The 24,831-nt window shown below is 64.2% G+C and carries 25 protein-coding genes and 1 tRNA gene; 16 read left to right on the top strand and 10 right to left on the bottom strand.

The genetic code is table 11. The annotated features are described in order from the left end of the window. Positions 1–792, top strand: a 792-nt coding sequence (locus tag EOA19_RS21025) for a DUF930 domain-containing protein (RefSeq protein WP_128304699.1), incomplete at its 5' end; no start/stop codon positions are given. On the opposite strand, the gene EOA19_RS21020 is transcribed toward EOA19_RS21025, so the two are convergent. Together EOA19_RS21020 and EOA19_RS21015 are read right to left on the bottom strand one after the other, a co-directional pair. Then, positions 789–1,463, bottom strand: coding sequence for an HAD family phosphatase (locus tag EOA19_RS21020; RefSeq protein WP_128304698.1), 675 nt, complete (start codon positions 1,461–1,463; stop codon positions 789–791). The genes EOA19_RS21025 and EOA19_RS21020 overlap by 4 nt on opposite strands. Before the next feature lie 94 nt (positions 1,464–1,557). After that, the gene (locus EOA19_RS21015) at positions 1,558–2,199 is read right to left on the bottom strand and encodes a hypothetical protein (protein ID WP_023811040.1); all 642 of its coding nucleotides are present in this window, start codon (positions 2,197–2,199) and stop codon (positions 1,558–1,560) included. A 195-nt stretch (positions 2,200–2,394) separates the two neighbouring features. On the opposite strand from EOA19_RS21015, the gene EOA19_RS21010 reads away from it, so the two are divergent. From EOA19_RS21010 to ptsP, 5 genes are all read left to right on the top strand, one after another. Beyond that, complete coding sequence (locus EOA19_RS21010; RefSeq protein ID WP_023811041.1) at positions 2,395–2,832, top strand: transcriptional regulator GutM; 438 nt, start codon at positions 2,395–2,397, stop codon at positions 2,830–2,832. A gap of 88 nt (positions 2,833–2,920) precedes the next feature. After that, entirely contained in the window at positions 2,921–3,682 is a 762-nt protein-coding gene (locus tag EOA19_RS21005) for a PTS glucitol/sorbitol transporter subunit IIC (protein ID WP_013529328.1), read from the top strand. 16 nt (positions 3,683–3,698) lie between these two features. After that, positions 3,699–4,700 (top strand): PTS glucitol/sorbitol transporter subunit IIB, encoded by a 1,002-nt coding sequence (locus EOA19_RS21000; RefSeq protein WP_023811043.1) that lies wholly within the window; start codon positions 3,699–3,701, stop codon positions 4,698–4,700. Positions 4,701–4,808: 108 nt separating this feature from the next. Next, on the top strand, positions 4,809–5,189 hold the full coding sequence (locus tag EOA19_RS20995) for a PTS glucitol/sorbitol transporter subunit IIA (RefSeq protein ID WP_013529330.1): 381 nt from the start codon (positions 4,809–4,811) through the stop codon (positions 5,187–5,189). 56 nt (positions 5,190–5,245) lie between these two features. Further along, positions 5,246–7,225, top strand: a complete 1,980-nt coding sequence (ptsP, locus tag EOA19_RS20990) for a phosphoenolpyruvate--protein phosphotransferase (protein ID WP_128304697.1) — start codon at positions 5,246–5,248, stop codon at positions 7,223–7,225. A 14-nt stretch (positions 7,226–7,239) separates the two neighbouring features. On the opposite strand, the gene EOA19_RS20985 is transcribed toward ptsP, so the two are convergent. Next, entirely contained in the window at positions 7,240–8,043 is an 804-nt protein-coding gene (locus tag EOA19_RS20985; RefSeq protein WP_128304696.1) for a hypothetical protein, read from the bottom strand. 159 nt (positions 8,044–8,202) lie between these two features. Here EOA19_RS20985 and EOA19_RS20980 point away from each other — a divergent pair, with 159 nt between their 5' ends. After that, a complete protein-coding gene (locus EOA19_RS20980) occupies positions 8,203–9,213 on the top strand; it encodes a sugar-binding transcriptional regulator (protein WP_023811047.1) in 1,011 nt (336 codons plus the stop codon). Here the strand turns inward: EOA19_RS20980 and EOA19_RS20975 are convergent. The 3 genes from EOA19_RS20975 to EOA19_RS20965 are packed head-to-tail and all read right to left on the bottom strand — an operon-like array spanning position 9,200 to position 12,373. Continuing rightward, positions 9,200–10,051 carry a TIGR01459 family HAD-type hydrolase gene (locus EOA19_RS20975; protein ID WP_128304695.1) on the bottom strand — a complete coding sequence of 284 codons (852 nt, stop codon included), beginning with the start codon at positions 10,049–10,051 and terminating at the stop codon, positions 9,200–9,202. The two genes, EOA19_RS20980 and EOA19_RS20975, sit on opposite strands and share 14 nt — an antisense overlap. Continuing rightward, complete coding sequence (locus EOA19_RS20970; RefSeq protein WP_164892983.1) at positions 10,048–11,322, bottom strand: FGGY-family carbohydrate kinase; 1,275 nt, start codon at positions 11,320–11,322, stop codon at positions 10,048–10,050. The genes EOA19_RS20975 and EOA19_RS20970 overlap by 4 nt, the downstream gene beginning before the upstream one ends. Positions 11,323–11,329: 7 nt before the next feature. Beyond that, the gene (locus EOA19_RS20965) at positions 11,330–12,373 is read right to left on the bottom strand and encodes a class II aldolase/adducin family protein (protein WP_128304693.1); all 1,044 of its coding nucleotides are present in this window, start codon (positions 12,371–12,373) and stop codon (positions 11,330–11,332) included. Positions 12,374–12,566: 193 nt separating this feature from the next. Here EOA19_RS20965 and EOA19_RS20960 point away from each other — a divergent pair, with 193 nt between their 5' ends. From EOA19_RS20960 to EOA19_RS20930, 7 genes are all read left to right on the top strand, one after another. Further along, the gene (locus EOA19_RS20960) at positions 12,567–13,343 is read left to right on the top strand and encodes a DeoR/GlpR family DNA-binding transcription regulator (protein WP_127266683.1); all 777 of its coding nucleotides are present in this window, start codon (positions 12,567–12,569) and stop codon (positions 13,341–13,343) included. Further along, complete coding sequence (locus EOA19_RS20955) at positions 13,340–14,719, top strand: carbohydrate kinase (RefSeq protein ID WP_128304692.1); 1,380 nt, start codon at positions 13,340–13,342, stop codon at positions 14,717–14,719. Before EOA19_RS20960 ends, EOA19_RS20955 begins: the two co-directional genes overlap by 4 nt. After that, positions 14,716–16,260: a sugar ABC transporter ATP-binding protein gene (locus EOA19_RS20950; protein ID WP_128304691.1), complete on the top strand. Its 1,545-nt coding sequence runs from the start codon at positions 14,716–14,718 to the stop codon at positions 16,258–16,260. The genes EOA19_RS20955 and EOA19_RS20950 overlap by 4 nt, the downstream gene beginning before the upstream one ends. Beyond that, positions 16,257–17,255 (top strand): ribose ABC transporter permease, encoded by a 999-nt coding sequence (locus EOA19_RS20945; protein ID WP_128304690.1) that lies wholly within the window; start codon positions 16,257–16,259, stop codon positions 17,253–17,255. The genes EOA19_RS20950 and EOA19_RS20945 overlap by 4 nt, the downstream gene beginning before the upstream one ends. 77 nt (positions 17,256–17,332) lie before the next feature. Next, entirely contained in the window at positions 17,333–18,271 is a 939-nt protein-coding gene (locus EOA19_RS20940) for an ABC transporter substrate-binding protein (protein ID WP_027038073.1), read from the top strand. Positions 18,272–18,336: 65 nt separating this feature from the next. After that, positions 18,337–19,230: a sugar phosphate isomerase/epimerase gene (locus EOA19_RS20935; RefSeq protein WP_128304689.1), complete on the top strand. Its 894-nt coding sequence runs from the start codon at positions 18,337–18,339 to the stop codon at positions 19,228–19,230. Between the two features lie 337 nt (positions 19,231–19,567). Beyond that, complete coding sequence (locus EOA19_RS20930; protein ID WP_127266678.1) at positions 19,568–19,921, top strand: cupin domain-containing protein; 354 nt, start codon at positions 19,568–19,570, stop codon at positions 19,919–19,921. A 172-nt stretch (positions 19,922–20,093) separates the two neighbouring features. Here EOA19_RS20930 and EOA19_RS20925 read toward each other — a convergent pair whose 3' ends face one another. From EOA19_RS20925 to EOA19_RS20915, 3 genes are all read right to left on the bottom strand, one after another. After that, entirely contained in the window at positions 20,094–20,654 is a 561-nt protein-coding gene (locus tag EOA19_RS20925) for a cytochrome b (RefSeq protein ID WP_245486236.1), read from the bottom strand. A gap of 108 nt (positions 20,655–20,762) precedes the next feature. Then, positions 20,763–20,839 (bottom strand) — tRNA-Arg (locus EOA19_RS20920). Between the two features lie 83 nt (positions 20,840–20,922). Then, positions 20,923–22,086, bottom strand: coding sequence for a M20 aminoacylase family protein (locus EOA19_RS20915; RefSeq protein WP_128304688.1), 1,164 nt, complete (start codon positions 22,084–22,086; stop codon positions 20,923–20,925). 212 nt (positions 22,087–22,298) lie between these two features. Between EOA19_RS20915 and EOA19_RS20910 the strand changes: the two genes are divergently transcribed. Both EOA19_RS20910 and EOA19_RS20905 read left to right on the top strand, forming a co-directional pair. Beyond that, positions 22,299–23,462 (top strand): D-alanyl-D-alanine carboxypeptidase family protein, encoded by a 1,164-nt coding sequence (locus EOA19_RS20910; RefSeq protein ID WP_128304687.1) that lies wholly within the window; start codon positions 22,299–22,301, stop codon positions 23,460–23,462. Positions 23,463–23,465: 3 nt separating this feature from the next. Then, the gene (locus EOA19_RS20905; RefSeq protein WP_128304686.1) at positions 23,466–24,581 is read left to right on the top strand and encodes a GTP-binding protein; all 1,116 of its coding nucleotides are present in this window, start codon (positions 23,466–23,468) and stop codon (positions 24,579–24,581) included. Between the two features lie 3 nt (positions 24,582–24,584). On the opposite strand, the gene EOA19_RS20900 is transcribed toward EOA19_RS20905, so the two are convergent. After that, positions 24,585–24,827: a sulfurtransferase TusA family protein gene (locus EOA19_RS20900; RefSeq protein ID WP_023811061.1), complete on the bottom strand. Its 243-nt coding sequence runs from the start codon at positions 24,825–24,827 to the stop codon at positions 24,585–24,587. Positions 24,828–24,831: the final 4 nt, after the last annotated feature.

Below are 24,831 nucleotides of genomic sequence, written 5' to 3'. Positions count from 1 at the left end.
GATGAGGCGCCGAAGCCGCCTGTAGCACCGACACCCGCGCCGACCCAGCCCGCCCCGGCTGCAACGCCACAGCAGAAGGCAGAGCCCAGCAAGTCTGACGAGAAGCCAGCCACCGTTGCGCCGGACGAAAAGCCCGCGCAAAGCGAGGAGAAGCAGGCGACCGAGGACACTGACAAACAGCAGCCGGACAAACAAGAACTCGCACCGCAACCCGCCGAAAAGCACGCCGTCGTGACGCCAAAGCCATTGGCGGCTGAGACCGGTGACAAGCCGGCGCCTCCAGCCTCGACTGGAAAGGCAAAGCCCAAAACCAAGCCTGCCAAGACAATGACGTTCAAACCCGCAAGAGCTTTCAAAGCGCCGATCGGGAATGCTGGAAGGTCAAATCCCACCAACAACGACGTTGCAGGATCACCGATCTATTCCGGCCTTCCGGGCGTCAGAAAGCTTTACTCGCAAGGGGCCACCGGTAATGCGTTCGCTACAAGCTCCATGGAGAATGTGCCGCGCGGTCAGCGCGTGGCCACCCTTTGCGGCAATGTCCTCAGCCGGGAACTGCAAAGTGCGGACTATACGGTCAAATGGGTGCCAACCATTACGCTGGACAAAGGCAATGTCCTCAATCCTGCTCAGGCGGCCTTCAGCACCAGAAATACCTGGTACAATCTAAACTTCCGGTGTGAAGTCGACCCCGATGCGACGAGGGTCCTATCCTTCAATTTCCGTGTGGGGTCATTGGTCCCGCCTGGCGAATGGGCCAGTCGTGGATTCGCCAAGTATCCGCTGAATTAGGCCGGCACGCCAAGCCCGGACAATTGCCGGCTAACTTCTTGCCAGTCGGCGCAGACGAAATCGGCACCGGCAGCCGTCAGCCGCGCAGCGTGCTCGGCATAGGTATGGCCGCCACCGGTGTAGCCGATCGCGGTCATGCCGGCGGCGACCGCGCCCTGAATGCCGAAGGGCGAGTCCTCGATGACGATGCAGTCAATGGGATTGGCGCCGATTTTGTCCGCCGCGAAGAGGAAGATGTCCGGCGCGGGCTTGCCGTTCTTGACCATCGAGGAGCTGTAGATCGCATCGCCGAAGAAACGCGCCAGCCCGGTCACAGCAAGGCTGTGGTTTATGCGCTCGACGGAGGAGGACGAGGCAACGCAGCGGTCGCCCGCAAGCGTCTCGAGGAACGCAGCGATTCCCGGTGTCGGCTTCAATTCCTGCGAGAACAGCACCTTGGTCTCGGCCCAGATGTCGCCGTCCGCCGCCGCCGGAAACTGGTGCCCGGTCAAATCCTTGATCCTGGCGATGATATCGGACTGCTTCATGCCGATGCATTGGGCGATGATGCTGGTGTTGACGCCGGGCATGCCGTGCTTTTCGTAGACGCGCTCGTAGGCGCGGGCGGCCAGAGGCTCGCTATCGACAAGAACGCCGTCGCAATCGAAAATAATAGGCCTTGGTTGCGCCACGCGTTTCCCTCTCGAGTCAGTTTTCGCACATCGCTATCGGCAAAAAGTCAAATGTTCAATAGCGGGTGCGTTTTTGAGGGCGCGAAGAGTGGGCTCAAAGCTGGCGCAACGCATCGCTCGCGCGGGAAGACCCGAGCGCCCGTTGCATGGCTTGCCGGGACTGCGCGCGATCTGGGGTGATCCAGTTCGGTTCGGCGCCGAGAAAGCGGTCGAGGAAAGCCACCGCATAGGCCGGCATCTCGGTCACATTCTCGCGATAGGACCACCATGTGCGCAAATCGTCGGCGCATTTGTCGATGCCGGGTGCCGTGCCGAATTCCTGCTCGTGGATCGCCGAAATCACCGAGACGCAGTAGTTGGTGTAGAGGAAACCCTCCGGCCAGAAGCGGACGATTTCCAGCGTGCCGGCGTTCGTTTCCGTCTCGATCAGTTGGGTGAGGCCGGATATTTCTTTTGCCGGCGCCTGTTTTATCAACTCGCGCAGCACGAGGCCGGCGGCAAAGACGATGAAGTCGGCGCGGTCGATCGCGGCGAAGCGCTTCTGCGCTTCCATGATCTCGACCCAGTCGAGAAAGGCTCTGGTGAGCTTGGCCTCGTCGATCTCGAAGCGCACGCCGAACGTGTCCGAGACCACCTTGGCGCTGCCGCGAAAGGTGGCGCGGAACCAGCGCAGCTGCCGCAGCCGATGGCGAAGATCCGGCATCAAGGCCAGCTCGTCCCTGAAGGGCAGCTCCATGTTCCTCGTATCCTGTTTCCCGGTCAGCCTAGCACAACAGCGCCACGGCCGAAATCGGTCAGCGCCCTTGTAGATGACCGCAGCCGAGGCCAATATCATACATATTGACATTCTCGGAAACAAATGTTCTCACTTTGCTGTTGTCACGCGCCGGTCCAAGGTGCGGTTCAACTGAGGCTTCGGGAGGAGAACCGAATGGCGATTTGGCAGTGGGGACTGCTTCTGCTGGTTATCGTGTGGGCGCTGCAGTCGCTCGGCGTCTGGCTGCAGATGCGGCACTATTCGGATGTCTTCAGGGGCGTCACCGACCAGTACAAGGATGGCTTCGTCGGAGCCGGCAATTTTCGCGGCCGGTTGGCCAAGGGCACCATCGCGCTCGTCGTGGTGACGCCTGATCTGGTCGTGCGCCGCCTGATGGTGATGAGCGGCCGTTCCGTCTTCACCAAATTCAAAAGACATGAAGAATTCGAGGGTGTTCCCCTCGATAAACTCCGGTCCAACCCTGCAATCATGGGGGAGGGGGAACCCGGTGTGGCCGAGGCCGTGAAACGGGCGATCGAGCAGATCGACAAGACACGGTCGGAGCCGGGGAAGAAGCCGGGCCTGTCCGGCTTGAACATAGCAAGGGCTTAGGGCCGGAGGATTTCTGGCTCTAAATCAAAGGGATAGAGGACGCCGCGCACCGACTGGGATCAACCGGCGGGTGGCATAAGGAGGAGAAATGTCTGTATTTTCGTTGTTGGCGCAGCATGCCGACATGGCCGTGCACAATCTGCATGTCGCAGGTGCCATGGTCTCGGATGCCGCATTGCATGGCAAGCTCGCAGTCGAGCATGCCTCCGACCATCTCGTTGTCCTCGCACAAGCGGACAGCGGACCGATCACCGTCGATCAGTTCAAGGAAAAGCTGAAGGACGTCCAGCAGGAAGAGCAGCTCGGCTGGCTGACCGCCATCGGCAAGTACTTCATCGGCATCTTCCAGAAGGGCGGCGAGGTCTTCGCCGGCTTCGTCACCGGCATCATCCCGACGCTGGTGGTGCTGATGACGGCCTTCTACGCCGTCACCGAACTGGTCGGCGAAGAGCGCGTGCATGGCCTGGCGCGCGGCGCCGGCCGGATCGCGCTGACGCGCTACACGCTGTTGCCGCTGCTGGCCGTGTTCTTCCTCACCAATCCGATGGCCTATACGTTCGGATCGTTCCTGGAAGAAAAGCACAAGCCGGCCTTCTATGACGCGGCCGTGTCCTATGTGCACCCGCCGCTCGGCCTGTTCCCGCACATCAATCCCGGCGAGTATTTCGTCTGGGGCGGCATTCTCGTCGCGCTGCTGGAGCTGGAAAAGAAGGGCGTCGTCGTCGCCGGCTACCACGTCAAGGTGGCGATCTGGTACGCCATCGTCGGTCTCGTCGTCATCCTGCTCAAGGGCATGCTGACCGAACGCATCACCGCTATCATGGCACGCCGCCAGGGCGTCGAGCTGTAAGGGCGGGGAGGACATCATGGCCAAGACATACAAAGCCGTACGCATCTCCCGGGGCAAGACCGGTTGGGGTGGCCCGCTCGTGATCGAGCCGACCGAACAGCGCAGCAAGGTGGTTTCCGTCACCGGTGGTGGCATTCACCCGGTGGCGCAGCTTATTGCCGACATGACCGGTGGCGAAGCCGTCGACGGCTTCAGGGCGCCGCCGATCGAAAGCGAGATGGCGGTGGTGGTCGTCGATTGCGGCGGCACCGCACGATGCGGCGTCTATCCGCGCAAGCGCATCCCGACCGTCAATCTGACGCCGGTCGGTCAATCGGGGCCGCTGGCCCAGTTCATCACCGAGGACATCTACGTTTCGGGCGTGAAGCCGGCCAACATCACAATGGCGGACGGATCCGAAACGGTCACGACTGCAGGGGGAGCAGCAGCGATGAGTTCAAGCAACAATGCGGCCGCGGCACCACAGCCGCTGCCAAGCGAGGGTGGGCTGATCGGCCTCATCAGCACGATCGGCCGGGTCATGGGACGTATCGTCGGCATCTTCTTCAATGCCGGCCGCCGCACCATCGACCAGGTCATCCGCAACGTGCTGCCGTTCATGGCCTTCGTGACCATGCTCATCGGTCTGATCCTGTATACCGGCATCGGCGATGTGCTGGCGCAGCCGATGGGTCCGCTGGCCAACAACATCGTCGGCCTGCTGATCATCTCGGCGATCTGCGGCCTGCCGTTCCTGTCGCCCATTCTCGGGCCGGGCGCTGTTATCGCGCAGGTCATCGGCGTTGCCATTATCGGCCCGCAGATTGCCAACGGCACGATTTCGCCGGCAATGGCACTGCCGGCGCTGTTTGCCTACAATACCCAGGTGGGCTGCGACTTCGTCCCCGTCGGCCTGGCGCTCGGTGAGGCCAAGCCGAAGACGATCGAAATCGGCGTTCCGGCGGTGCTCATCAGCCGCCAGATCATGGGTCCGGTCTCGGTGCTGATCGCCTGGGTCGTCAGCCTGATCGTGTTCTAAGGCAATTCCGGGAAAAGCGCACAATGCTTTCCCTTGGAAATTGCGTCAAAACAAAGAGATAGAGCGGTTCACCGCTCTAGGGAAAGTTGAGAAAATGAGGTTCGCCATATGACGGTTCTGCTGAGAACACGGGTCACTGCCATCGGCCCCGAAGTGGCGGACCTTGCCGAAGGGGGCGTGGTCATCCTGTTTGCGGATGGCTCGCCGCCGGAGCTTGCCGAGGTTTCGGTGCTCCACAAGGCGGAGCAGGGACCAAGTGACGGAGCGCCCGCCAAGGGCGCTTCGATCACCCTCGGCCCGGTTGCCGCTGTTATCACAGCGGTCGGCTCCAGCGCGTGGAGCAAGGTGCTGGAAATGGGTCATGTCGTCATTTCGTTCAACGGCGCTACCGAGGCCGAGAGGCCGGGCGAGATCTGTGCGTCGCAAGTCGACCCACAAGCGCTCGTGGCCGCCCTGAAGACCGGCGCGATCATCACCATCGCCGCCTGACAGCATTCGCGCCGACGCCTATGTTGGGAGCGGCGCCCAAAACCAGAGTAATTGCCATGGAACGCTCGACCATCGTCAGAGTGCATGAAGGTTTGCACGCCCGTCCCGCGACGCGGTTCGTGAAGCTCGCCAAGGGCTTCGAATCCGACGTCGAACTGGTCAAGGACGGCAAGGCGGTCAGCGCCAAGAGTTCGGTCAAGCTGATGCTGCTGGCGGTCAAGGAGAACCAGGAAGTCACGGTGCGGGCGAATGGCGCCGATGCCATCGAGGCACTCGAGGCGCTGATCGGCTATCTCGAGAATCCGCGGGCCGGCCTCGATGATGAAGCGGAGGCGCAGAGCCCGGCGAACGATGCCGGGCAGGAAGCGGCACCCGCGCCCGGATCCGTGCCGGCGGCACCTGACGGGGCAAACCGCCTGCGTGGCGTGGCCGCCAGCGAAGGTTTCGCCATCGGCCCGGCCTTTGCGCATTTTCCACCCGATATCGCCGGACAGGGCCGCGTGTTGCGGGCCGAGGAGATAGAAGGCGAGATCGACAGGTTCCGCACGGCCGTCGGCGCGGTCCAGGCCCGTATGGATAATGCGTTGGCGCAGGACAGCTTGTCGGCTGGAGACCGCGGCATCGTCGCCGCGCTCAGGGATATCGCCGCCGACGATAGCCTGACTGGTGAGGCCGAGGGCCTGATCAAGGGCGGCAATGACGCGGTCTCCGCCGTCATCACCGCCGCCTCCACCATTGCCGCCGAATTCAGCGCGGTCGACGATCACTATCTCAACGCGCGGGCGGATGACGTTCATGCGGTCGGGCGGCAGATCTGCCTCGTGTTGCTGGGCCAAGACGATGTCAGCCTCGAAAACATACCCGAAGGGGCTATCCTGATTGCCGATGACATCGGCGCCTGGGATCTGGCACGCGCGCCGCTGAAGCGTATCGGCGGCGTGGTGTGCGGCCATGGCGGCGCCACCTCGCACATCGCCATCATCGCGCGCTCGCACGGCATTCCGGCAGTGCTCGGCCTCGGCGGCCAGGTCAATGCCTTGCGCACCGCGCGAGACGTCGCGCTCGACGGCAATGCCGGCCATGTGATCATCGACCCCGACGAGGCGACCCGTGCCGATTTCGCCGGCCGCGTCGAAGCGGCGGCAAAGGAGCGCGCCGGACTGACCATCTTCAAGACGGTGACGCCGAAGCTTGCCGACGGCAGGATCATCGAGGTCGCGGCCAATATCGGCTCACTTGAGGAAATCGAAGCGGCGCAAGAGGCTGGTGCCATGGGCATCGGCCTGTTCCGCACCGAGCTTTTGTTCATGCGCCACATGCATCTGCCCTCGGAAGACATGCAGGCCGAGACCTATGCGGCGCTGGCCAAGGCTTTTGCGCCGTATCCGGTCATTGTGCGCACGCTCGACATCGGCGGTGACAAGCCGATTGCCGGCATCGAATTTCCCGACGAGGAAAACCCCTTTCTCGGCTGGCGCGGCATCCGCATGTGTCTCGACCGGCCCGACATCTTCAAGCGCCAACTGCGGGCGCTGCTGCGGGCCGCCGTGCACGGCAACATCAAGGTGATGCTGCCGATGGTGTCCGACATCTCGGAGGTCAGGCAGACGCGCGTGCTGATTGACGAATGCACGGTCGAGCTGAAAGCCGAAGGCGTGCCGCACGCGTCATTCGATCTCGGCGTCATGATCGAAACCCCGGCCGCCGTGCTCATCGCCCCGGCGCTGGCCAAGGAGGTTGCTTTCTTCTCGATCGGCACCAACGATCTGACCCAGTACATCATGGCCGCCGACCGGCTCAATCCGACGGTCGCCAAGCTCAACGATGTCACCAATCCGGCCGTCATGTCGGCGATCGAAATGACGGCAAAAGCCGGCGTCGCCGCCGGTATCATGGTCGGCATGTGCGGTGAGGCGGCCGGCCGTCCCGATCTCATTGCGACCTTCGTGAAGATGGGGCTGACCGAACTCTCGATGAGCCCGGCTTCCATCCAGCGCGCCAAGAAAGCGATCATGGCCATGGCCGCTGAAGGCTAGCCCAGGCCGGCCAACTACGGCAGATGGGCAAGCAAGGTGGCGAACACCGGTGTCAGTTCAGCGATCGGGTTTGCCTTGGCGCAGGCCTGAACGATGCGGTCGTGGCGGATATCCGCCGCCAGGATCGCGATCTCCAGCATATCCGGCTCCGGCGCGCCGTCCCTGCCGGCGGTCGCCAGGCCGCAGGCCAAAGCGAGCGGTGCCAGGCAGCTTACGTCAAGTGCGCTGCTGCCCACCACCGCCGGCGTTTCGGACACCGTTTCGGCAAAGCGGACCGGACGCTGGCCGAGGCACTCGACCAGCAGCGCCGAACAGGTGGCCGCGATTGCCTGCAGTCCGGCACCTGGCGCGGCCAACGCGGCCAGCAGATCGCCATGCCGCTTGCGCATCGTGGCATGGACGGCCGCGAAATCGGCTTCGTGGATGCGGGCACTGTCGATGTTCAGACCGGCAAGCACCGCCTTGGTCAGATAATACATATCGCGCCGAAACAGGCGCTCGGCGCCCAGTTGGCGATCCTCGTTGCCGACCGGGAAATAGGTGCCGAGGCCCTTCACCGTGGTGCCGTCCACCTTGATCGGGCGCTCATGCGGGACGAAAGCTTCAGCGATCGACAGCGCTTCGTCGACGGCACTCGCGGCATGGCTGAGCAGGCCTTCGATGCCCTTGCCTGGAAACGGCGGCAGATGGCTGGTTGCTTCGCGCAGGATGCTGGTATTGCCGCTGCCGTCATGGCGGCTCTGGCGGATGATTTCGCGGACTTCCCGCAGCCGGTCCTTCAGATTGACGCGGACATCCTCGGAGATTTGTCGGAGCATCGCGGATCGCCTTGAAATTTGCTGCGGATAGCCGCCAACCGGGGCAGCCGCCACTCTCTACATTGCTCCTATCGATTGGTAGATCAATAGGCGATACTAGACCAGCATGCAGAATCGGCGGCGGCGCGCTCGTCCGTCGCCGCAGGGGGAGAGACAGACTTGGGCAGACGACGACAGGGCGAAAGCGAAGACGGTCGAGGCGAGGCAACCGAGCAGGTCGCCAGCGAAAGCCGGACGGATCGCCTCAGGATTCGCGCCGCCTGGATGTATTTCGTCGAACAGATGACGCAGAACGAGATCGCCGACGTGCTCGGCGTCGGTCGCGTCACCATCGTGCGCATGCTGGCGGATGCCCGGGCGCGGAACGAAGTGAAGATCACCATCGAGAGCGAATTGTCGGAAATTGTGCGGCTTGAGCGCGCGCTGGAGAAGACGTTCGGGCTGCAGCAGGCGCTGGTGGCGCCGCTTTCGGCACCCGATGCCGATCCGATACCAGCGATCAGCGCCAAGACCGGCAGTTTCCTGTCGGACACGATGAAGTCCGGGATGCGGGTCGGCGTCGGCTGGGGGCAGACGCTGTTCTCGAGCCTGCCCTTCATCAGCGCCAAGTCGCTCACCGATTTCAAGGTGATTTCGCTGCTTGGCGGTGTCGGCGTCGTGCGCCGGGTCAACCCAGCCGAGTTCGCCTGGCGCTTCGCTCAGATATTCCAGGGCGACGGCTATCTGATGCCGACACCAGCCGTCGTCGACAGCGTCGAGACCAAGATCGCACTGATCGAGCGCTGCGGCCTGCAGGAGATTTTCGAGATGGCCGACGTGCTCGATGCCGTTCTGCTGAGCGTCGGCGGGATCGCCTCGGCCACCACCTTCTCTCGTGGCGGCTTCCTCAAGGAGGCGGATCGGGAGGCCCTGCTTGCGCGTGGCGCCGTGGGTGACCTCCTGTTCCATTTCTTCGACCGCAACGGCGATCTGGTCGACCATCCCGTCAACAGCCACGTGATGTCGGTGGATGTCGATCGTCTGCGCAAGGCGCCGATCCGTATCCTCACCTCCGGTGGCGAGGAGAAAACCGAAGCGCTGCTCGGCGCCATGACCCTCATCGCCCCAACCATCCTGATCACCGACGAGGAGAGCGCGCGGCGCATGCTGGAAGCGGTCAGCGGAAGCTGAAGCTCTCCGTGATGTAGTCCGGCCAGGCCTGCTGTTCGTCGAAAACAGCGGCGAGATCCGGTGTGTCCGCCAGTATTCCGCTCAGCACCAGCGCGGTGGCGATGCCGGTGCTGTTTCCCCCCGATATATCGTGTTCGACGCTGTCGCCGACACAGACCACGGTGCCACGGTCCGGCTCGCCGGCCAGCGCCAGCGCGGCGTCGAAAATCGCCTTGTCGGGCTTGCCGATTCGGGTAACGCTGCCGCCCAGGCTTTCATAGAGATCGGCCAGACGGCCGGCGCCGAAGCGAGGGCCAACGGCCGTCAGCATGATGATGTCGGGATTGGTGCAGAAACACGGCACCCGCCGCTCTGCAGCCGGCGCGAACAGCCTGCGATAATGCTCGAGGTCAAAGCGGTCACCCTCGCTGGCCGCGATCAGCACCAGTTCGGCCTCATCGCCGGACCCGGTCAGCACAAAAGGCAGGCCCTCGATCGCGGAGCGGTCAGCTTCACGGCTGATCAGCAGGCATTTTGTCCCTGGGCGCAGCTTCCCCGACGTCGCCATCTCCCTGAAGGATCGCCACGCCACCTCGCCGGAAGAAACGAAATGATCCCAGCTTCCCGCTTCGAAGCCGAGTTTTATGAGCCGGCTTTCATTGGGTCGTGCCCGCCTGCCGGAGTTCGAAACCAGCACCACGGTCTTGCCGGCGCGCTTCAGCGCCGACAGCGCTGCCACCGCGCCCGGATAGGGCCGTGTGCCGTCATGCAGCACGCCGAACTGGTCGAGCAGGAACACGTCGTAGCGCTCCGCCAGCGGCCCGATGCCGTCGAGACGTTCGATCGTTTTCGCGCTCATAGGAGTCCTGCCCGGCTTGCACCCATCAGCGCCAGCCGCGCCGTGCCGGCGGCGGCCTCGTCGGAAAGCGCGGGCAGGAAATCGACGCCGAGCCTGCGCCGCCGGATTGCCGTCCAGGCTGGGTTCGCCGCCCCGCCTCCGACGCTCCTGACCGATATCAGCGCGGGCGCGCCGAGTTCGGCAAGCCTGTCATAGCCGAGCGCTTCGATCGCGGCGATGCCTTCGAACATCGCTTTCAGATAATCGGCGTCGTCCGCCGGCCGGGGTGCAAGGCGAGGCGGCAGCGCCGGATCGGCGATCGGAAATCGTTCGCCCGTGGCGGGAAGCGGATAGTAATCGAGGCCGGTGTCGGTCTCCGGGTCGATTTTTGCGCTGAGTTCGATGATACGGGCGAGCGGAAAATGCTGAGCCAGCACCTTGCCGCCGGAATTCGACGCACCGCCTGCCAGCCAGGCGTTGCCGAGCCGGTGGCTGTAGATGCCGAAGCGCGGCGCCGAAATCGGCCGGTCGGACAGGATCTTGATGGTCAGCGAGGATCCCAGCGCGGTGACGCCGTCGCCGATCGCGGCAGCACCGGTCGCCAGGAACGAGGCGCAGCCATCCGTGGTTCCGGCGACGACGGCCACATCGCGCGGCAAGCCGAACAGTTCCCCGGCTTCCGCGGTGAGGGCGCCGGTGACTTCGCCCGGCTCGACCACGCGCGGCAGCAACTCCACGCGCATTCCGGTCGCGGCGATCCATTCCGGCCAGCGGCGGGCCTCGACATCATAGCCTGTCTTCAGGGCATTGTTCTCGTCGCTGACGTCGAAGCGGCCGGAGAAGTTTCCGGCAATCCAGTCGGCCTGATGCAGCACCGCCCCAATGCCCGGCAGATGCTGGAAGCGCAGGGCCTTGGCGAGGCCGGATGTCGCTCCGTGCGCTGCACTTGCAGCCGGCGCGGTGCGGTCGATCGCGGCCAGAATGTCGTCGTCATCGACCTTGTCGTTGTACATCAGCGGTTCGGCCAGCGGCCGCCCGGCGGCGTCGACCGGCAGCAGCGTGCCGGAGGTGCCGTCGATGGCGATGGCGCGGACCGCCGTGCGGTCGATGCCGGAAAGCAGGTCCGTCAGCACCGCCTTGACCGCTTGCCACCATGCCGTGGGGGCTCGGTCATCGCGGCCAAACCTGTCGAGTGGAACGGCCGAATGCCCGGCTATGGAAAAATCCGGGCGCATGGCGACGGCGCGCGCACCTGATGTGCCTAGGTCGATGCCGATGACAAGTGGCATCATGTCCATGCTAGCCGCCAGCCGCGTTGAGCTTCTGGCGATATTGCTCGGCGTCCCAGTTGACCAGCTCGTCATTCTCGGAAGCGGTGAGATAGTTCAGCCGTGCGGCGACGTCGATGCGCGCCGTCACGTCGGCGAGGCAGCGTTGCATGGCATCGGCGCCGGCACTGGCGTCGCCGCGCATCAGCACGCCTGCGCCGGGAAACAGGATCGCCGCAGGCGACGTGTCCAGTCGTGCAATGACATCGGCCACCGCCTCGCCCGGTTTCGCCACGATGGAGCCCTGGCCGAGGAAGATGACGTGGTCCGGATAGAGGCTGCCGGCCTGCGCCATGCGGCGGCTCTCAGGGTCGAGCGCAACCGCATGCGCTTCGACATCGGCCGGCAATCTGTAGCCACTGTCGCCGGCAAGAGCCGCCAAGGCATTGAGGTCGGGTGCGGCGGTCGCGCGCGCCGGCCGGGCCAGCAAAGACCTGATACGGCGCAGCAGAAGCTCCGCCCCGGCGACAGTTTCGGCGGCGACGACCAGCCCGTGATTGCCAAGGATCAGCACGTCGACGCCAGGCCGCAGTTTTTCGGCAATGCCGCGTGCAAGCGGCAGGCCTGGCCGGAAATAAGGCACATAGGCCCATTCGATGCCATCGAGCCGCCTGGCGACCTCGGCCTCGCCATCGGCCTGCACGGCAAGCGAGATGGTGTCGACGCAATGGACGTGAAGAACCACGCGCTGCGGCATCAGGGCGTGCACCGTGGTCTCGATCGACGGCCGCAGGCCGCGCGGGTTGAGCGCTGCAATGGTGAAACCTTGCGGCTGGTCGGCGGCGCGATCGCGCTGTTCGACGGCTCTCAGCAACGGCGCCATCGCCACCGGCACCATGATGTCATCGACCAGCGCGTCCTTCAGCCAGGTGCCGGAGGCCTTGATCCACAGCGTGTCGCCGGCTTTCAGCGAGGTGTTGCCGCCTGCCGCCTGGGTCAGATGCGGGCTCTGCCCGATGCTGGCCGAGAGCGCCCGCAAGGCCGCCAGTTCCTGCGCGTCAGCTTGGGTCGCCATGGCGCTTTTCCTCCAACGGCTCGGCCGTGTCCTGCGCGAAATCCCGTTGCCGGGGTCGAATTGGCGCTGATATCGCAGATACGAGTGATCTACGTCAATAGTGATCTACTATCATCAAAACCCGCTTGCAATCCGGCTAATGTTGAGTAAGTTGCGCCAACTGCCATGGAAAATGGCATCCGGGAGGAAAGAATTGAGCGACTCCGGCCGCCAGCGTCAGATCGTCGAACTGCTGCGGGATCGTCCGTTCGCTTCGGTGCGCGAGCTACAGGAACGGCTTGGCGTTTCGGCCGCGACGGTCAGGCGCGATATCGACAGGATCGACGAAGCCGGCGAAGCGCGGAAGGTCTATGGCGGCATCTCGGCGCTCGACGGCGCTTCCCAGGCCGGTGTTGCCTACGCCCGGCCCTATGACGAGAACCGCGACCTTGCGGTCGAGGCCAAGCGGCAGATCGCCGCTCTCGCGGCGACCATGGTGCGTGACGGCGACGCCGTCATCGTGCATGGCGGCTCGACCTGCTTCCATCTCGGGGTCAAGCTCGCCGAGCGCAACATCCGCCTCTACACCAACTCGATGCCGCTGGCGGCCTATCTCAGCGACCACGGCCATTGCAGCCTGACGGTTGCGGGCGGTGATCTGCATCGCGAACCCGGCATCATTCATTCGCTCACCCAGGCCGTGCCCTTCTACGCCTCCAAATTCTTTCTCGGCGCGCAAGGCCTTGGCCAGGAAGGCGTGATGGAATCGCACCCGCTGCTGGTGCGCTCGATCGTCGATCTCAGCCTCTGCGCCGACCAGATCGTGGTGCTGGCCGACAGCCGCAAACTGTCGATCCACGCGCGCAATGTCGCGCTCCCGCTTTCCCGCATCGGCACGCTGGTCACCGACGACGGTCTTTCCGATGCCGATGCGCGCATGCTGGAAGACGCCGGCGTCATGGTGCGGATAGCCTCGGGAGCCATCCAGTGAAGGTGGCTGTCCTCGATTTCGGCAAGACCAATTCGAAGCTGTTCGTCTTCGGCCAGGACGGGCGCATTGTCGACGAGCGCCGGACCCAGCCGAAATGGGTGCGCCAAGGCGGCTTCAGCGTGCTCGACGAGGCGGCGCTCCACCATTGGGCGCTCAGCGCCGTTGCCGATGCGGTCGATGGTCATGGAGTGGAAGGGGTCATGGTCTCGGGCCATGGCTGCACCTTTGCCTTGGTCGACGAGGCGGCGCTGACGCATCCGATCCTCGATTACGAGCAAGAGCCGCCGGCCGAGATTGCCGCGCGGATCGATCGCCGCATTCCGGGCTTTGCCGAGACCTTCTCGCCGCGGTTGCCGCTGGGCTTCAACTACGGCCGCCACATGCTGTGGCTGCAGGAGGTCGAGCCCGACGCGTTCGCCGCGTCGAAATCGATCCTCGGCTATCCGCAATATTGGAGCTGGCGCCTTGGCGGACGGGCGGTCTCGGAAGTATCCTATCTCGGCTGCCATTCGCATTTGTGGGCGCCGCGCCGCCAAGATTTTTCCTCGCTGGTCGACGCGCAGGGCTGGCGTGACCGGATGCCTGCCTTCGAGCGCGCCGGCACCGTTATCGGCGAGCAGCGCCTCGGCGCTGCGGCAAGCCCGATCGCCATCCACAACGGCGTCCATGACTCGAATGCGGCGCTGCATGCCTATCGCCGGCAGGAGCTTGGCCCGGTCACCGTCGTTTCTACCGGCACCTGGGTCGTCGTGCTCAATCCGTCCTGTCCCCTCGACGCGCTCGACCGGGATCGCGACATGCTGGTCAATGTCGATGTCGGCGGCGGCCCAGTGCCGACCATCCGCTTCATGGGCGGGCGTGAATTCGCAACCATCAGCGCCGGCTGGCAAGGCGAGATCGCCGGCCCGGCGGTGCAGCGGGTGATCGATGCCGGCATCATGGCGCTGCCGAGCTTCGCGCCGGGCGGGCCGATGGCGGGGCATTCCGGCCGACTGGCGGGGCGCGCGCCCAATGTCGAGGAACGCGCGGCTACGGCGCTGCTCTACGTCGCGCTGATGGTCGATCTCTGCCTCGACCTCATCCATTCGAACAACACGGTGATCGTCGATGGCGGGCTGAATACGGGCGGTCTGCTCGCCGGACTGCTGGCGCAATTGCGTCCCGACCAGGCTTTCCTGCAGGGCGCCACGCTGGAGGGCAGTGCCACCGGTGCAGCGGCGCTCGCCTTCGAGAGCGTTGGGCGCGAATTCGCCGCCGAAGTTCCGGAGCCGGTGCGCGCGTCGCGTTTCACCGGGTTGGCAGGCTATCGCGGCAATTGGCGTGCCGCCACCATGGACCGGGGCGTCGCTGGTGCGGTGGCGGGAGGCGCGCGATGAGTGCGATTGCCAAGGCCGAGACGGTGCGCCAGCCGGTGCTGGAGATGCGCCACATCTCCAAGACGTTCGGCACCATCCGTGCCTTGCACGATGTCTCGCTGAGCGTCCATGCCGGCGAGCTGCACGCCTTGATGGGCGAGAACGGCGCCGGCAAGTCGACATTGATGAAAGTGCTTTCAGGCGCCTATCGGCCGGATGCCGGTGGCGAGATCCTGATCGACGGCATGCCGGCCGCGACCGGCGATCCGATCAAGGCGCGCGCCAGCGGCGTCGCGGTGATCTATCAGGAGCTGTCGCTGGCGCCCAATCTGACGGTGGCGCAGAACATCTTCCTCGGCAACGAGCCGCGACGCTTCGGCATCGTCGATCGTGACCAGTGCACCCGGCGCGCCAGGGAGATCATCGCGCGTCTGGGCGTCTCCTTTTCGGCCCGCGACATGGTCTCCAGCCTGTCGCTCGGCGAGCGCCAATTGGTCGAGATCGCCCGCGCGCTGTCGACCAATGCGCGCATCATCGTCATGGACGAGCCGACGACGTCGCTGACCTCGCGCGAGACCGACCGGCTGTTCGAGGTCATCGCGACGCTGAAATCGCAAGGCATCGCCATCATCTACATCAGTCACCGCATGGAAGAGGTCTACCAGCTTGCCGATCGCGTCAGCGTGCTGCGCGACAGCGGTTATGTCGGCACGCTCGAGCGTGCCGACCTCAGCGCCTCGCGCCTGGTGTCGATGATGGTCGGCCGCGATCTGTCGGCTTTCTACAAGAAGGATCATCGGCCGCCGGACGAAAAGCGCGCGGTGGCGCTCTCGGTGCGCGGCATGTCCGACGGCCGTCTCCTGAAAGACTGTTCGTTCGACCTGCACAAGGGCGAGGTGCTGGCGCTGGCGGGTCTGGTCGGTTCCGGCCGTACCGAGCTTGCGCGGCTGATCTTCGGCGCCGACAGGCGCGTGTCAGGCACGCTGGAACTCGACGGCAAACCTGTAACCATCGGCTCGCCGGGCGAGGCGCTCGATGCCGGCATCGCCTATCTGACCGAGGACCGCAAGGAACTCGGCCTGTTCCTCGACATGTCGATTTCCGACAACATCAGCATGGGCGTGCTGGCGCGGGATTCGCGCGCCGGCGGCTTGCGCGACTTCGCGGCCGCCGAAAGGCGCGCTTCCAAGGCCGTTGCCGGTCTCTCCATCCGCACCAGTTCGGTGCAGGCCAATGCCGGCTCGCTGTCGGGCGGCAACCAGCAGAAGGTGCTGCTCGCCCGCCTGCTCGAAACCGAGCCGAAGGTCGTCATCCTCGACGAGCCGACCCGCGGCGTCGATGTCGGGGCGAAATCGGAAATCTACCGGCTGATCGACAATCTCGCCAAGCAGGGCATCGCCATCCTGATGATCTCCAGCGAACTGCCGGAGGTGATCGGCGTCGCGGACCGCGTGCTGGTGATGCGCGACGGCACGATATCGGGCGAGGTGACGGCATCGCAAGGCGAACCGCTAAGCCAGGAGAAAATCATGGAACTTGCAACGGGAGCGGCTCAGCAATGACCGACAAGGCGACCGAGATCAGCGCAGGCGGCCAGGCCACCGGCACGAGCCGACGGTTGCGCACGGCTTTCGCTGCCCTTGGCATGCTGCCGGTGCTGATCCTGCTGGCGGCCGGCTTCCAGTTCCTGAACCCGCGCTTCCTGACCGAGACCAACCTGTTGATTGTCACCCAGCAGTCGTCGATCAACATCGTGCTGGCGGCCGGCATGACCTTCGTCATCCTGACCGGCGGCATCGACCTGTCCGTCGGCGCCATCCTCGCCGCATCGGCGATGGTGGCGGTGATGGTGTCGCTGGTGCCGGATTGGGGTTTGCTCGGCGTGCCGGCGGCCATTCTGGTCGGGCTCGGCTTCGGCCTCATCAACGGGCTGCTCATCGCCTACATCAAGCTGCCGCCCTTCATCGTCACGCTGGGTTCGCTGACCGCGGTGCGCGGTGTTGCCCGCCTGCTCGGCCAGGACACCACGGTGTTCAACTCGGACCTGCCGTTCGATTTTATCGGCAACGGTTCGCTGTTCGGCATTCCCTGGCTGGTCATCATCGCGCTGTCGGTGGTGGTGCTGTCCTGGCTGGTGCACAAGCGCACCGTGCTCGGCACCTGGATCTATGCCGTCGGCGGCAATGCCGAAGCGGCGCGGCTGACCGGCATCAAGGTGCCGCTGGTGCTGCTCTTCGTCTATGGCGTTTCCGGCCTGCTGGCCGGTCTTGGCGGCGCCATGTCGGCGGCCCGGCTCTACGCCGCCAACGGCTTGCAGTTGGGCCAGTCCTACGAACTCGACGCCATTGCCGCGGTCATCCTCGGCGGCACCAGCTTCGTCGGTGGTGTTGGCTCGATCTGGGGTACGCTGATCGGCGGCCTGATCATCGCGGTGCTCTCCAATGGGCTCATCTTGGCCGGTGTCTCCGACATCTGGCAGTACATCATCAAGGGATTGGTCATCATCGTGGCGGTCGCCCTCGACCGCTACAGGCTCCAGGCAGGAGCAAGAACGTGATTGACCTTAGTCGCCGGCGTCAACGACCGGTTTCATGTAACGCACCGTGAGAGGCGCGGGGCAATCGGAGGAAAGCAATGAAGACCATCGCCAAACTGCTCTGCGGCGTCGCACTCGCGTCGCTCGCCATCGCGCCTGCTTCGGCCAAGGACCTCAATAAGGTCGGCATCTCGGTCGGCCTGCTCGGCAATCCCTTCTTCGTCGCCACCATCAAGGGCATCGAGGACGCGGCCAAGAAGATCAACCCAAAGGTCGAGGTGACCTCGGTGTCGGCCGACTATGACCTCAACAAGCAGGTCTCGCAGGTCGATTCGTTCATCGCCGCCGGTGTCGACGTGATCATGCTCAATGCCGTCGACGCCAAGGCGATCGCGCCGGCGGTGAAGAAGGCACAGGCTGCGGGTATCGTCGTTGCCGCCTTCGACGTTTCGGCGCCGGGCGCCGACGTGACCGTGATGACCAACAACGTCAAGGCCGGCGAAGAGGCCTGCCAATACCTGGTCGACCACACCGGCGGCAAGGGCGACTACGTCATCCTCAACGGACCGGCATCGTCCTCGATCCTGGAGCGGGTGAAGGGCTGCAAGAACGTGCTGGCGCAGCATCCCGACATCAAGATCCTCTCTGACGACCAGAATGCCGAAGGCTCGCGCGACGGCGGCCTGAAGGTGTTCCAGTCGCTGCTCACCCGCTTCGACAAGATCGATGCGGTGTTTGCCATCAATGACCCGACGGCGATCGGCGCCCAGCTTGCGGCCAAGCAGCTCAACCGTTCGGAATTCATCTTCACCGCCGTCGACGGCGCGCCCGATATCGAGAAGGAGCTCTCCTCCGGCACCTCGATGATCAAGGCCTCGGCCTCGCAGGATCCCTATGTGATGGCCGGCCAGTCGCTGACGATGGCGGCCGAACTTCTGGCCGGCAAGAAGCCGGCGGAGCCGACCGTCCTGCTCGACCCGAAGCTCATCACGGCCGAGAACCTGAAGGACTACAAGGGCTGGACCGCAGCCCGCTAAATCCTCCCAAGGCCGGTGCGGCCGGGATGACCCGGCCGCACCTCTTGTCAGCACCGGAGACGATGATGTCGCGCATTGGAATCCATTCTTTCGTCTGGTCGGCGAGCTCGGCACAGGCTGATCTCGAGCGCACGCTGGCCAACACCAGGGAGGCCGGCTTCGACCTCATCGAATTCTCCTATCTCGACCCCGCCAATGTCGACATCGGCGGGCTCGCCAGGCGCATCGCCGATCTTGGCCTCGGCGTGGCGATCAGCATCGGATTGCCTGTTGATGGCGACATTTCGAGCGCCGACAAGGCGATTGCCGCGCGCGGCGTCGAAATCCTCAACGACACCATAGCGCTGACGCGCGATCTCGGCGGCCGGAAGGTCGCCGGCATTCTCTCGACCAGCCATGGATTGCAGGTCGAGGCGCCGACGCGCGATCAATGGCAGCGCAGTGCCGGCACGCTGGCCAAGGTTGCCGAGACAGCCAAGGCGGCCGGCGTCACGCTCAACCTCGAGATCGTCAACCGCTTCGAAAGCAATCTGCTCAACACCGCCGCGCAAGGGCTGGCCTTCATCGAGGACACCGGCTCGGACAACATCTTCCTGCATCTCGACACCTTCCACATGAACATCGAGGAGGCCGATGTCGGGCTGGCCATCCGTCATGCCGCGGACAAGATCGGCTATGTCCATATCGGCGAGAGCCATCGCGGCTTCCTCGGCACCGGCAATATCGATTTCGCCGCGATCTTCGATGCGCTGACGGCTATCGGCTACAGCGACGACCTCAGCTTCGAATCCTTCTCGTCTGAAATCGTCGATGAGAACCTGTCGAAGAAGACCGCGATCTGGCGCAATCTCTGGACGGACAACATGGCGCTGGCCAAGCACGCGCGTGCTTTCATCGGTCTGGGAATGGAGACGGCAAGGCGCAAGGCGGAACTCGTCTCGGCACGGCACAAACCCTGACCCGCCCGTCGAGAGCCGAAGGACGCGGCGTGCGCCGGAGGGCAGGGTTCCGAACCCGGATTAACAGAGGCCTCGTGGCAGCCAGTGCTGACAGCTTGCGCCGCCAGTTTTTCTGAGATAGGAATTTTTTCTTGACTCGGTGACCTCAGCTATGGTACATTTTTGCCCATGGTGCTGATTTGCGCCAGCGACCCGCCGCACAGGCGGGTTTTTCGTTTGATGCTCCGTAAGCCAAGGTGCCGGCCGTATGGCGCCGGCATTGCTCGCGGCAGGTGCATCGGTTATCTGACCGGCCAGGCAAACAACGCCACGCAATCCACCAAACGGAGCCCAGCACATGACACGCGAGACAATCCTCAAATTCGGCACCGTCGAACACGCGGACGCCGGCGATCTGGCTGGCTGGATCGTCGTCGAGGGCAAGCCGACCATGCAAACCGCCGTCCAGCACACGACCGAGGACGGCAAGGTGTTGTCGGGCACCTGGCGCGCGACGCCCGGCACCTATCACGCCACCTATACCGACTATGAGTTCGTGCACATGATCGCCGGCCGCATCATCATTACGCCGGACGGCGGCACGCCGGTCGAGGTCGGCCCCGGCGATGCCTTCGTGGTGGAAGCGGATTTCAAGGGAACCTGGAAGATCATCGAGCCGGTGACGAAGCATTTTGTCGTCAGGGTTGGCTGAGGCGGATCGGCGACCCCGCGTGCGGAAAACGGTGCGGTTGCTGTCACGGCAGGACCGTATCACTGCCGCATCCCGGAGCAGGCGCGGCACGCCTGAACCTTGGCGTGTTCGTCGCTCTTGTCGCGTAGGCTAGGCGGCATGAGCAGCCGTCCTCATCCGCAAGCGGCATTTTCTATTCCCGCGATGCGGTGTTCGACCGGCTGAAGAACATGCTTCGCATGACGCCATCGCGCAGCAGCACGAAATGCACCAGGGCAGCCAGGATGTGAACACCGGCAAGTCCAAGCAATACCCAGACCAGCTTTGCATGGATGAGTGCGAATCCCCTTGCCGAAAGCGCGCTGACGGACGGCGCCAACGGCACAGGCAAGTTTCCGAAAAGCCGCGCGGGAGGCATGAAAGGCATTGGCCGGTAGCCCAGCCATCCCGTTATCAGGACGGCGAGAATCGCAACGTAGAGAAACATATGGAAGAAAGCCGTCGCAAACCGCATGGGCCGTGAGGCTTGCCTGACAGGAGCGCGGGTAAAGATGCGCCAGCAAAGTCTGAGGACGATGATGGCAAGGATCGTCACGCCGATCGACATGTGAAGCGGAAGCCAGTTCATCGTCGCCATACCCGGCCCGTCCATCGGCCCGAAGGCAATGGCGATTTGCGCCGCGAGCGCGATCACGGTCAGCCAATGCAACAGACGAATGCCGAAATGCCAGCGCAGGCGAGGGTTCTCCTTCACATCCGAAGCTCGACTGTTGTCAAATGCAAGAGGGCGTGATGGTTTCATCCGCTCCAGCGGGCCAATTTCGCGAAGAAGTATGGCGGCTCACCAAGTCTTTGAAAAGCGTGGTGATCCCGACAGGAATCGAACCTGTGACCTACAGATTAGGAATCTGCCGCTCTATCCTACTGAGCTACGGGACCACGCGGCCAGACACATAGCCGCTTCGGATCGTTTCGCCAAGAGGCCGGCCGATGGCAATTCGGCCGGCTTTGCGCTGCCGCCGTCAGGCGGCCAGCGCGGTTTCCGCCAGTTTCACCCAGTAGCTCATGCCGTGCGGGATGACCTCGTCGTTGAAGTCGTAGGCCGGGTTGTGGAGACCGGCGGTGTCGCCATTGCCGATGAAGATGAAGGCGCCGGGGCGGGCTTCGAGCATGTAGGAAAAATCCTCGCCGCCCATCACGGGCTGGATGCCGCGGTGGACATGGGCGTCGCCGGCGACACTCATCGCGACATCACCGGCAAACACCGTCTCTTCCGCGTGGTTGAAGGTCACGGGGTAATTCGCCTGGTAGTCGACCTCGATCCTGGCGCCGAACGCGGTCGCCAGGCCGTCGCATATGCTGCGGATGCGCTCTTCGGACTTCTTGGCGATTTCCTTGCGCAAGGTGCGCACGGTGCCGGCGATTTCGGCGGTTTCGGGGATGATGTTGTAGGCGTCACCGGCGTGGAACTTGGTCACCGACACCACCACGGCCTCGACCGGGTCGGTGCTGCGCGAGGCGATGGTCTGCAAGGCGCCGACCAGCTGGCTGGTGATGACGATCGGGTCGATCGTGCCGTGCGGCATCGCCGCGTGGCCGCCCTTGCCGCGCACGGTGATGGTGAACTCGGCGGTCGCCGCCATGATCGGGCCCGGGCGAATGGCGAACTGCCCGACAGGCAGGCCCGGCATGTTGTGCATGCCGAACACCCTGGAGATGTCGAAACGCTCCATCATGCCGTCCTTGACCATCTCGTTGCCGCCGCCGCCGCCCTCTTCGGCCGGCTGGAAGATCACCGCCACCGAGCCGGTGAAATTGCGCGTCTCGGCGAGGTATTTGGCGGCACCAAGCAGCATCGCCGTGTGGCCGTCATGGCCGCAGGCGTGCATCTTGCCGGGAATGGTCGAGGCGTAGGGCTTGCCTGATATCTCGTTGAGCGGCAGCGCGTCCATGTCGGCGCGCAGGCCGATGGTCGGGCCTTCGCCCTGCCGGCCGCGGATGACGCCGACGACGCCGGTCTTGCCGAGGCCGGTGACCACATCGTCACAACCGAAGGCCTTCAGCTTCTCGGTGACGAAGGCGGCGGTCTTGAAGACGTCGAAGTTCAGTTCTGGCGTCTGGTGCAGATGCTGGCGCCAGCCGGCAACTTCGTCCTGCATTTCGGCGGCACGGTTCAGGATTGGCATGATGGTTCCATCTCGCTGTTGGGACAGGCGGTATTGGCCGCTGCCTTGCAATTGTGATCGCCAGGCACTTTGCCATCTTGGCGTCACATAGAGTAAATAGCACCGCAACAATGGGGTCCGGTTTTGAGGGTCGGACCATATGCTGGCGATCGCGTAACGAAATCTTACGGAGCCAGGGGCGACTACGGCAAGAGGCGATTTCGGATTTGATCATGCGGTACAGGCATTTCCTCAAACTATTCTCGGCTGGCACAATCGCGCTGTCGGTCGTGGCCGGGCCGGCGCTGGCCAATCCGGTGGTCGTGTTCGACTTGAACAGCGGCAAGATCCTGCAGCATCAGGATGCGTTCAAGCGCTGGTATCCGGCATCGCTGAGCAAGCTGATGACCGCTTATGTCACCTTTCGGGCGATCGCCGCCGGCGAAGTCCAGCTTGATTCGCCGATCAAGGTGACCAAGCACTCCGCCGCCGAGCCACCAAGCAAGATGGGCTTCAAGCCGGGCTCGGTGATGCGGCTCGACAACGCGCTGAAGATGATGCTGGTCAAATCGGCCAACGACATCGCCATGGCGGTGGGCGAAAATGTCGGCGGTTCGCAGGCGGCCTTTGCCGACCGGATGAACGCCGAGGCGACCCGGCTCGGCATGAACGGCACGCATTTCGTCAATCCGAACGGGCTCTATTCGCCGGATCAGTACACGACGGCGCGCGACCTCGCCGTGCTGGTGATGGCGATCCGCCGCGAATTTCCGCAATATGTCCCGTGGTTCTCGATCGAAGGCCTTGCCGTCGGCAAGAAGGCGATCCCCAACTACAATCTCTTGATCGGCCGTTATCCCGGCGCCGATGGCATGAAGACCGGCTTTGTCTGCCCCTCCGGCTTCAACATGATCGGTTCGGCGACCCGCAACGGGCGCACGCTGGTCGCGGTGGTGCTTGGCGAGAAATCGGCGGTCACACGGGCCGAGACCGCGGCAAAACTGCTCGATCAAGGTTTTGACACGCCTGCCGCCGGCTCGGCCACCGTCACCACGCTGGCGCCCTATGGCGACACGGTCTCGCCCAACGACATGAAGGACGAGGTCTGCAAGAAGAAGACGCCGCAGGAGCAGTCGGAGGCACCGCCGGTCGTCGCCAAGGATGCGCCGAAATCGCCCTATCAGAAAAAGCTCGACCATGTGCCGACGCTGGTTGCCGTCGGCCTTGGCGGCGCCACCGGTCCAGCGCCGAAGGCCATCCTCGACCAGGGCGCCCAGGAATACGCCGATGTGCCGATCCCGAGCTGGCGGCCCGACAGGCCGGCACCGGCCGGCACCGGCCCGAAGATTGCCGGCTCCGCCGCGCAGGGCGACCAGCCGGTCAAGGTTGCGAACTAGCCAATGGGCAGCGGCTTCCCGATCCCCGTCTCGGTGCTGACCGGCTTCCTCGGCGCCGGCAAGACGACGCTGCTCAACCGGCTGCTCAAGGATCCGGCGCTGGCCGACACGGCGGTGATCATCAACGAGTTCGGCGAGGTGGCGATCGACCATCTGCTGGTCGAGCAGTCTTCCGACGGCATTATCCAGCTGTCGGACGGCTGCCTGTGCTGCACGGTGCGCGGCGAACTGGTCGATACGCTGGCCGATCTGGTCGACCGGCTGCAGACCGGCCGCATTGCCCGGCTTGCCCGCGTCATCGTCGAGACCACCGGCCTTGCCGACCCGGCGCCGGTGCTGCAGTCGATCATGGCGCATCCGGCGCTGATCCAGGCCTTCCGGCTCGACGGCGTCATCACTCTGGTCGATGCCGTCAACGGCAACGCCACGCTCGACGCCCATGTCGAGGCGGTGAAGCAGGCTGCCGTCGCCGATCGCATCGTGCTCAGCAAAGCCGATCTGGTCGCCGATCCCAATGAGTTGGAAATGCTTCGGGCGCGCCTGCGGCAGATCAATCCGGGCGCCGAACTGCTCGATGCCGGCGACACGGAGACAGGCGTGGCGGCGCTGTTCGACTGCGGCCTTTACAACCCGGCAACCAAATCCGCCGATGTGCGGCGCTGGCTGGGCGAGGAAGCGGCGCGCGATCACGACCACCACCATCATGATGGGCATGATCATGCACATGGCCATGACTACGGTCATCGCCACGATTCGCGCGTGCGTTCCTATTCGCTGGTGCATGACGGCCCGGTGCCGTTTTCGGCGATCGAGATGTTCCTCGACCTGCTGCGCTCGACGCATGGCGAGCGCCTGCTGCGCATGAAGGGAATTATCGAGCTCAGGGAAGACCCGTCGCGGCCGCTGGTGATCCATGGCGTGCAGAAGATCCTGCATCCGCCGGTGCAATTGCCGTCCTGGCCCGATGGCCAGCGCGGCACGCGGCTGGTGCTGATCACGCTCGATATGCCCGAAGATTATATCCGCAGGCTGTTCGCCGCCTTCACCAACCGGCCGTCGATCGACACGCCCGACCGCGCCGCGCTGGAAAACAACCCGCTGGCGATTGCCGGGCGTTGAACTCTACGATTGCTGTTCGCCGCGCTCGATCAGAAAGCGATGGCCGCCGGAGACCGCCGCCGTTTCAATCAACTGGTGGCCGCTCTCCGAACAGAATGCCGGAATGTCGATGACGGCGAGCGGGTCCGTGGTTTCGAGCCACAGCCGGCTGCCCGGTTGCATCCCGGCCAAGCGCTTCTTGGCCTTGAGCACCGGCAAGGGGCAGTTCAGCCCCTTGAGGTCATAAATAGCGGCGCGATCATCCACGGGC

This window comes from Mesorhizobium sp. M7A.F.Ca.US.010.02.1.1 (assembly GCF_004023085.1).
In the GTDB taxonomy this organism is placed as follows: Bacteria; Pseudomonadota; Alphaproteobacteria; order Rhizobiales; family Rhizobiaceae; genus Mesorhizobium.
This window is presented reverse-complemented; position numbering and strand designations above follow the sequence as displayed.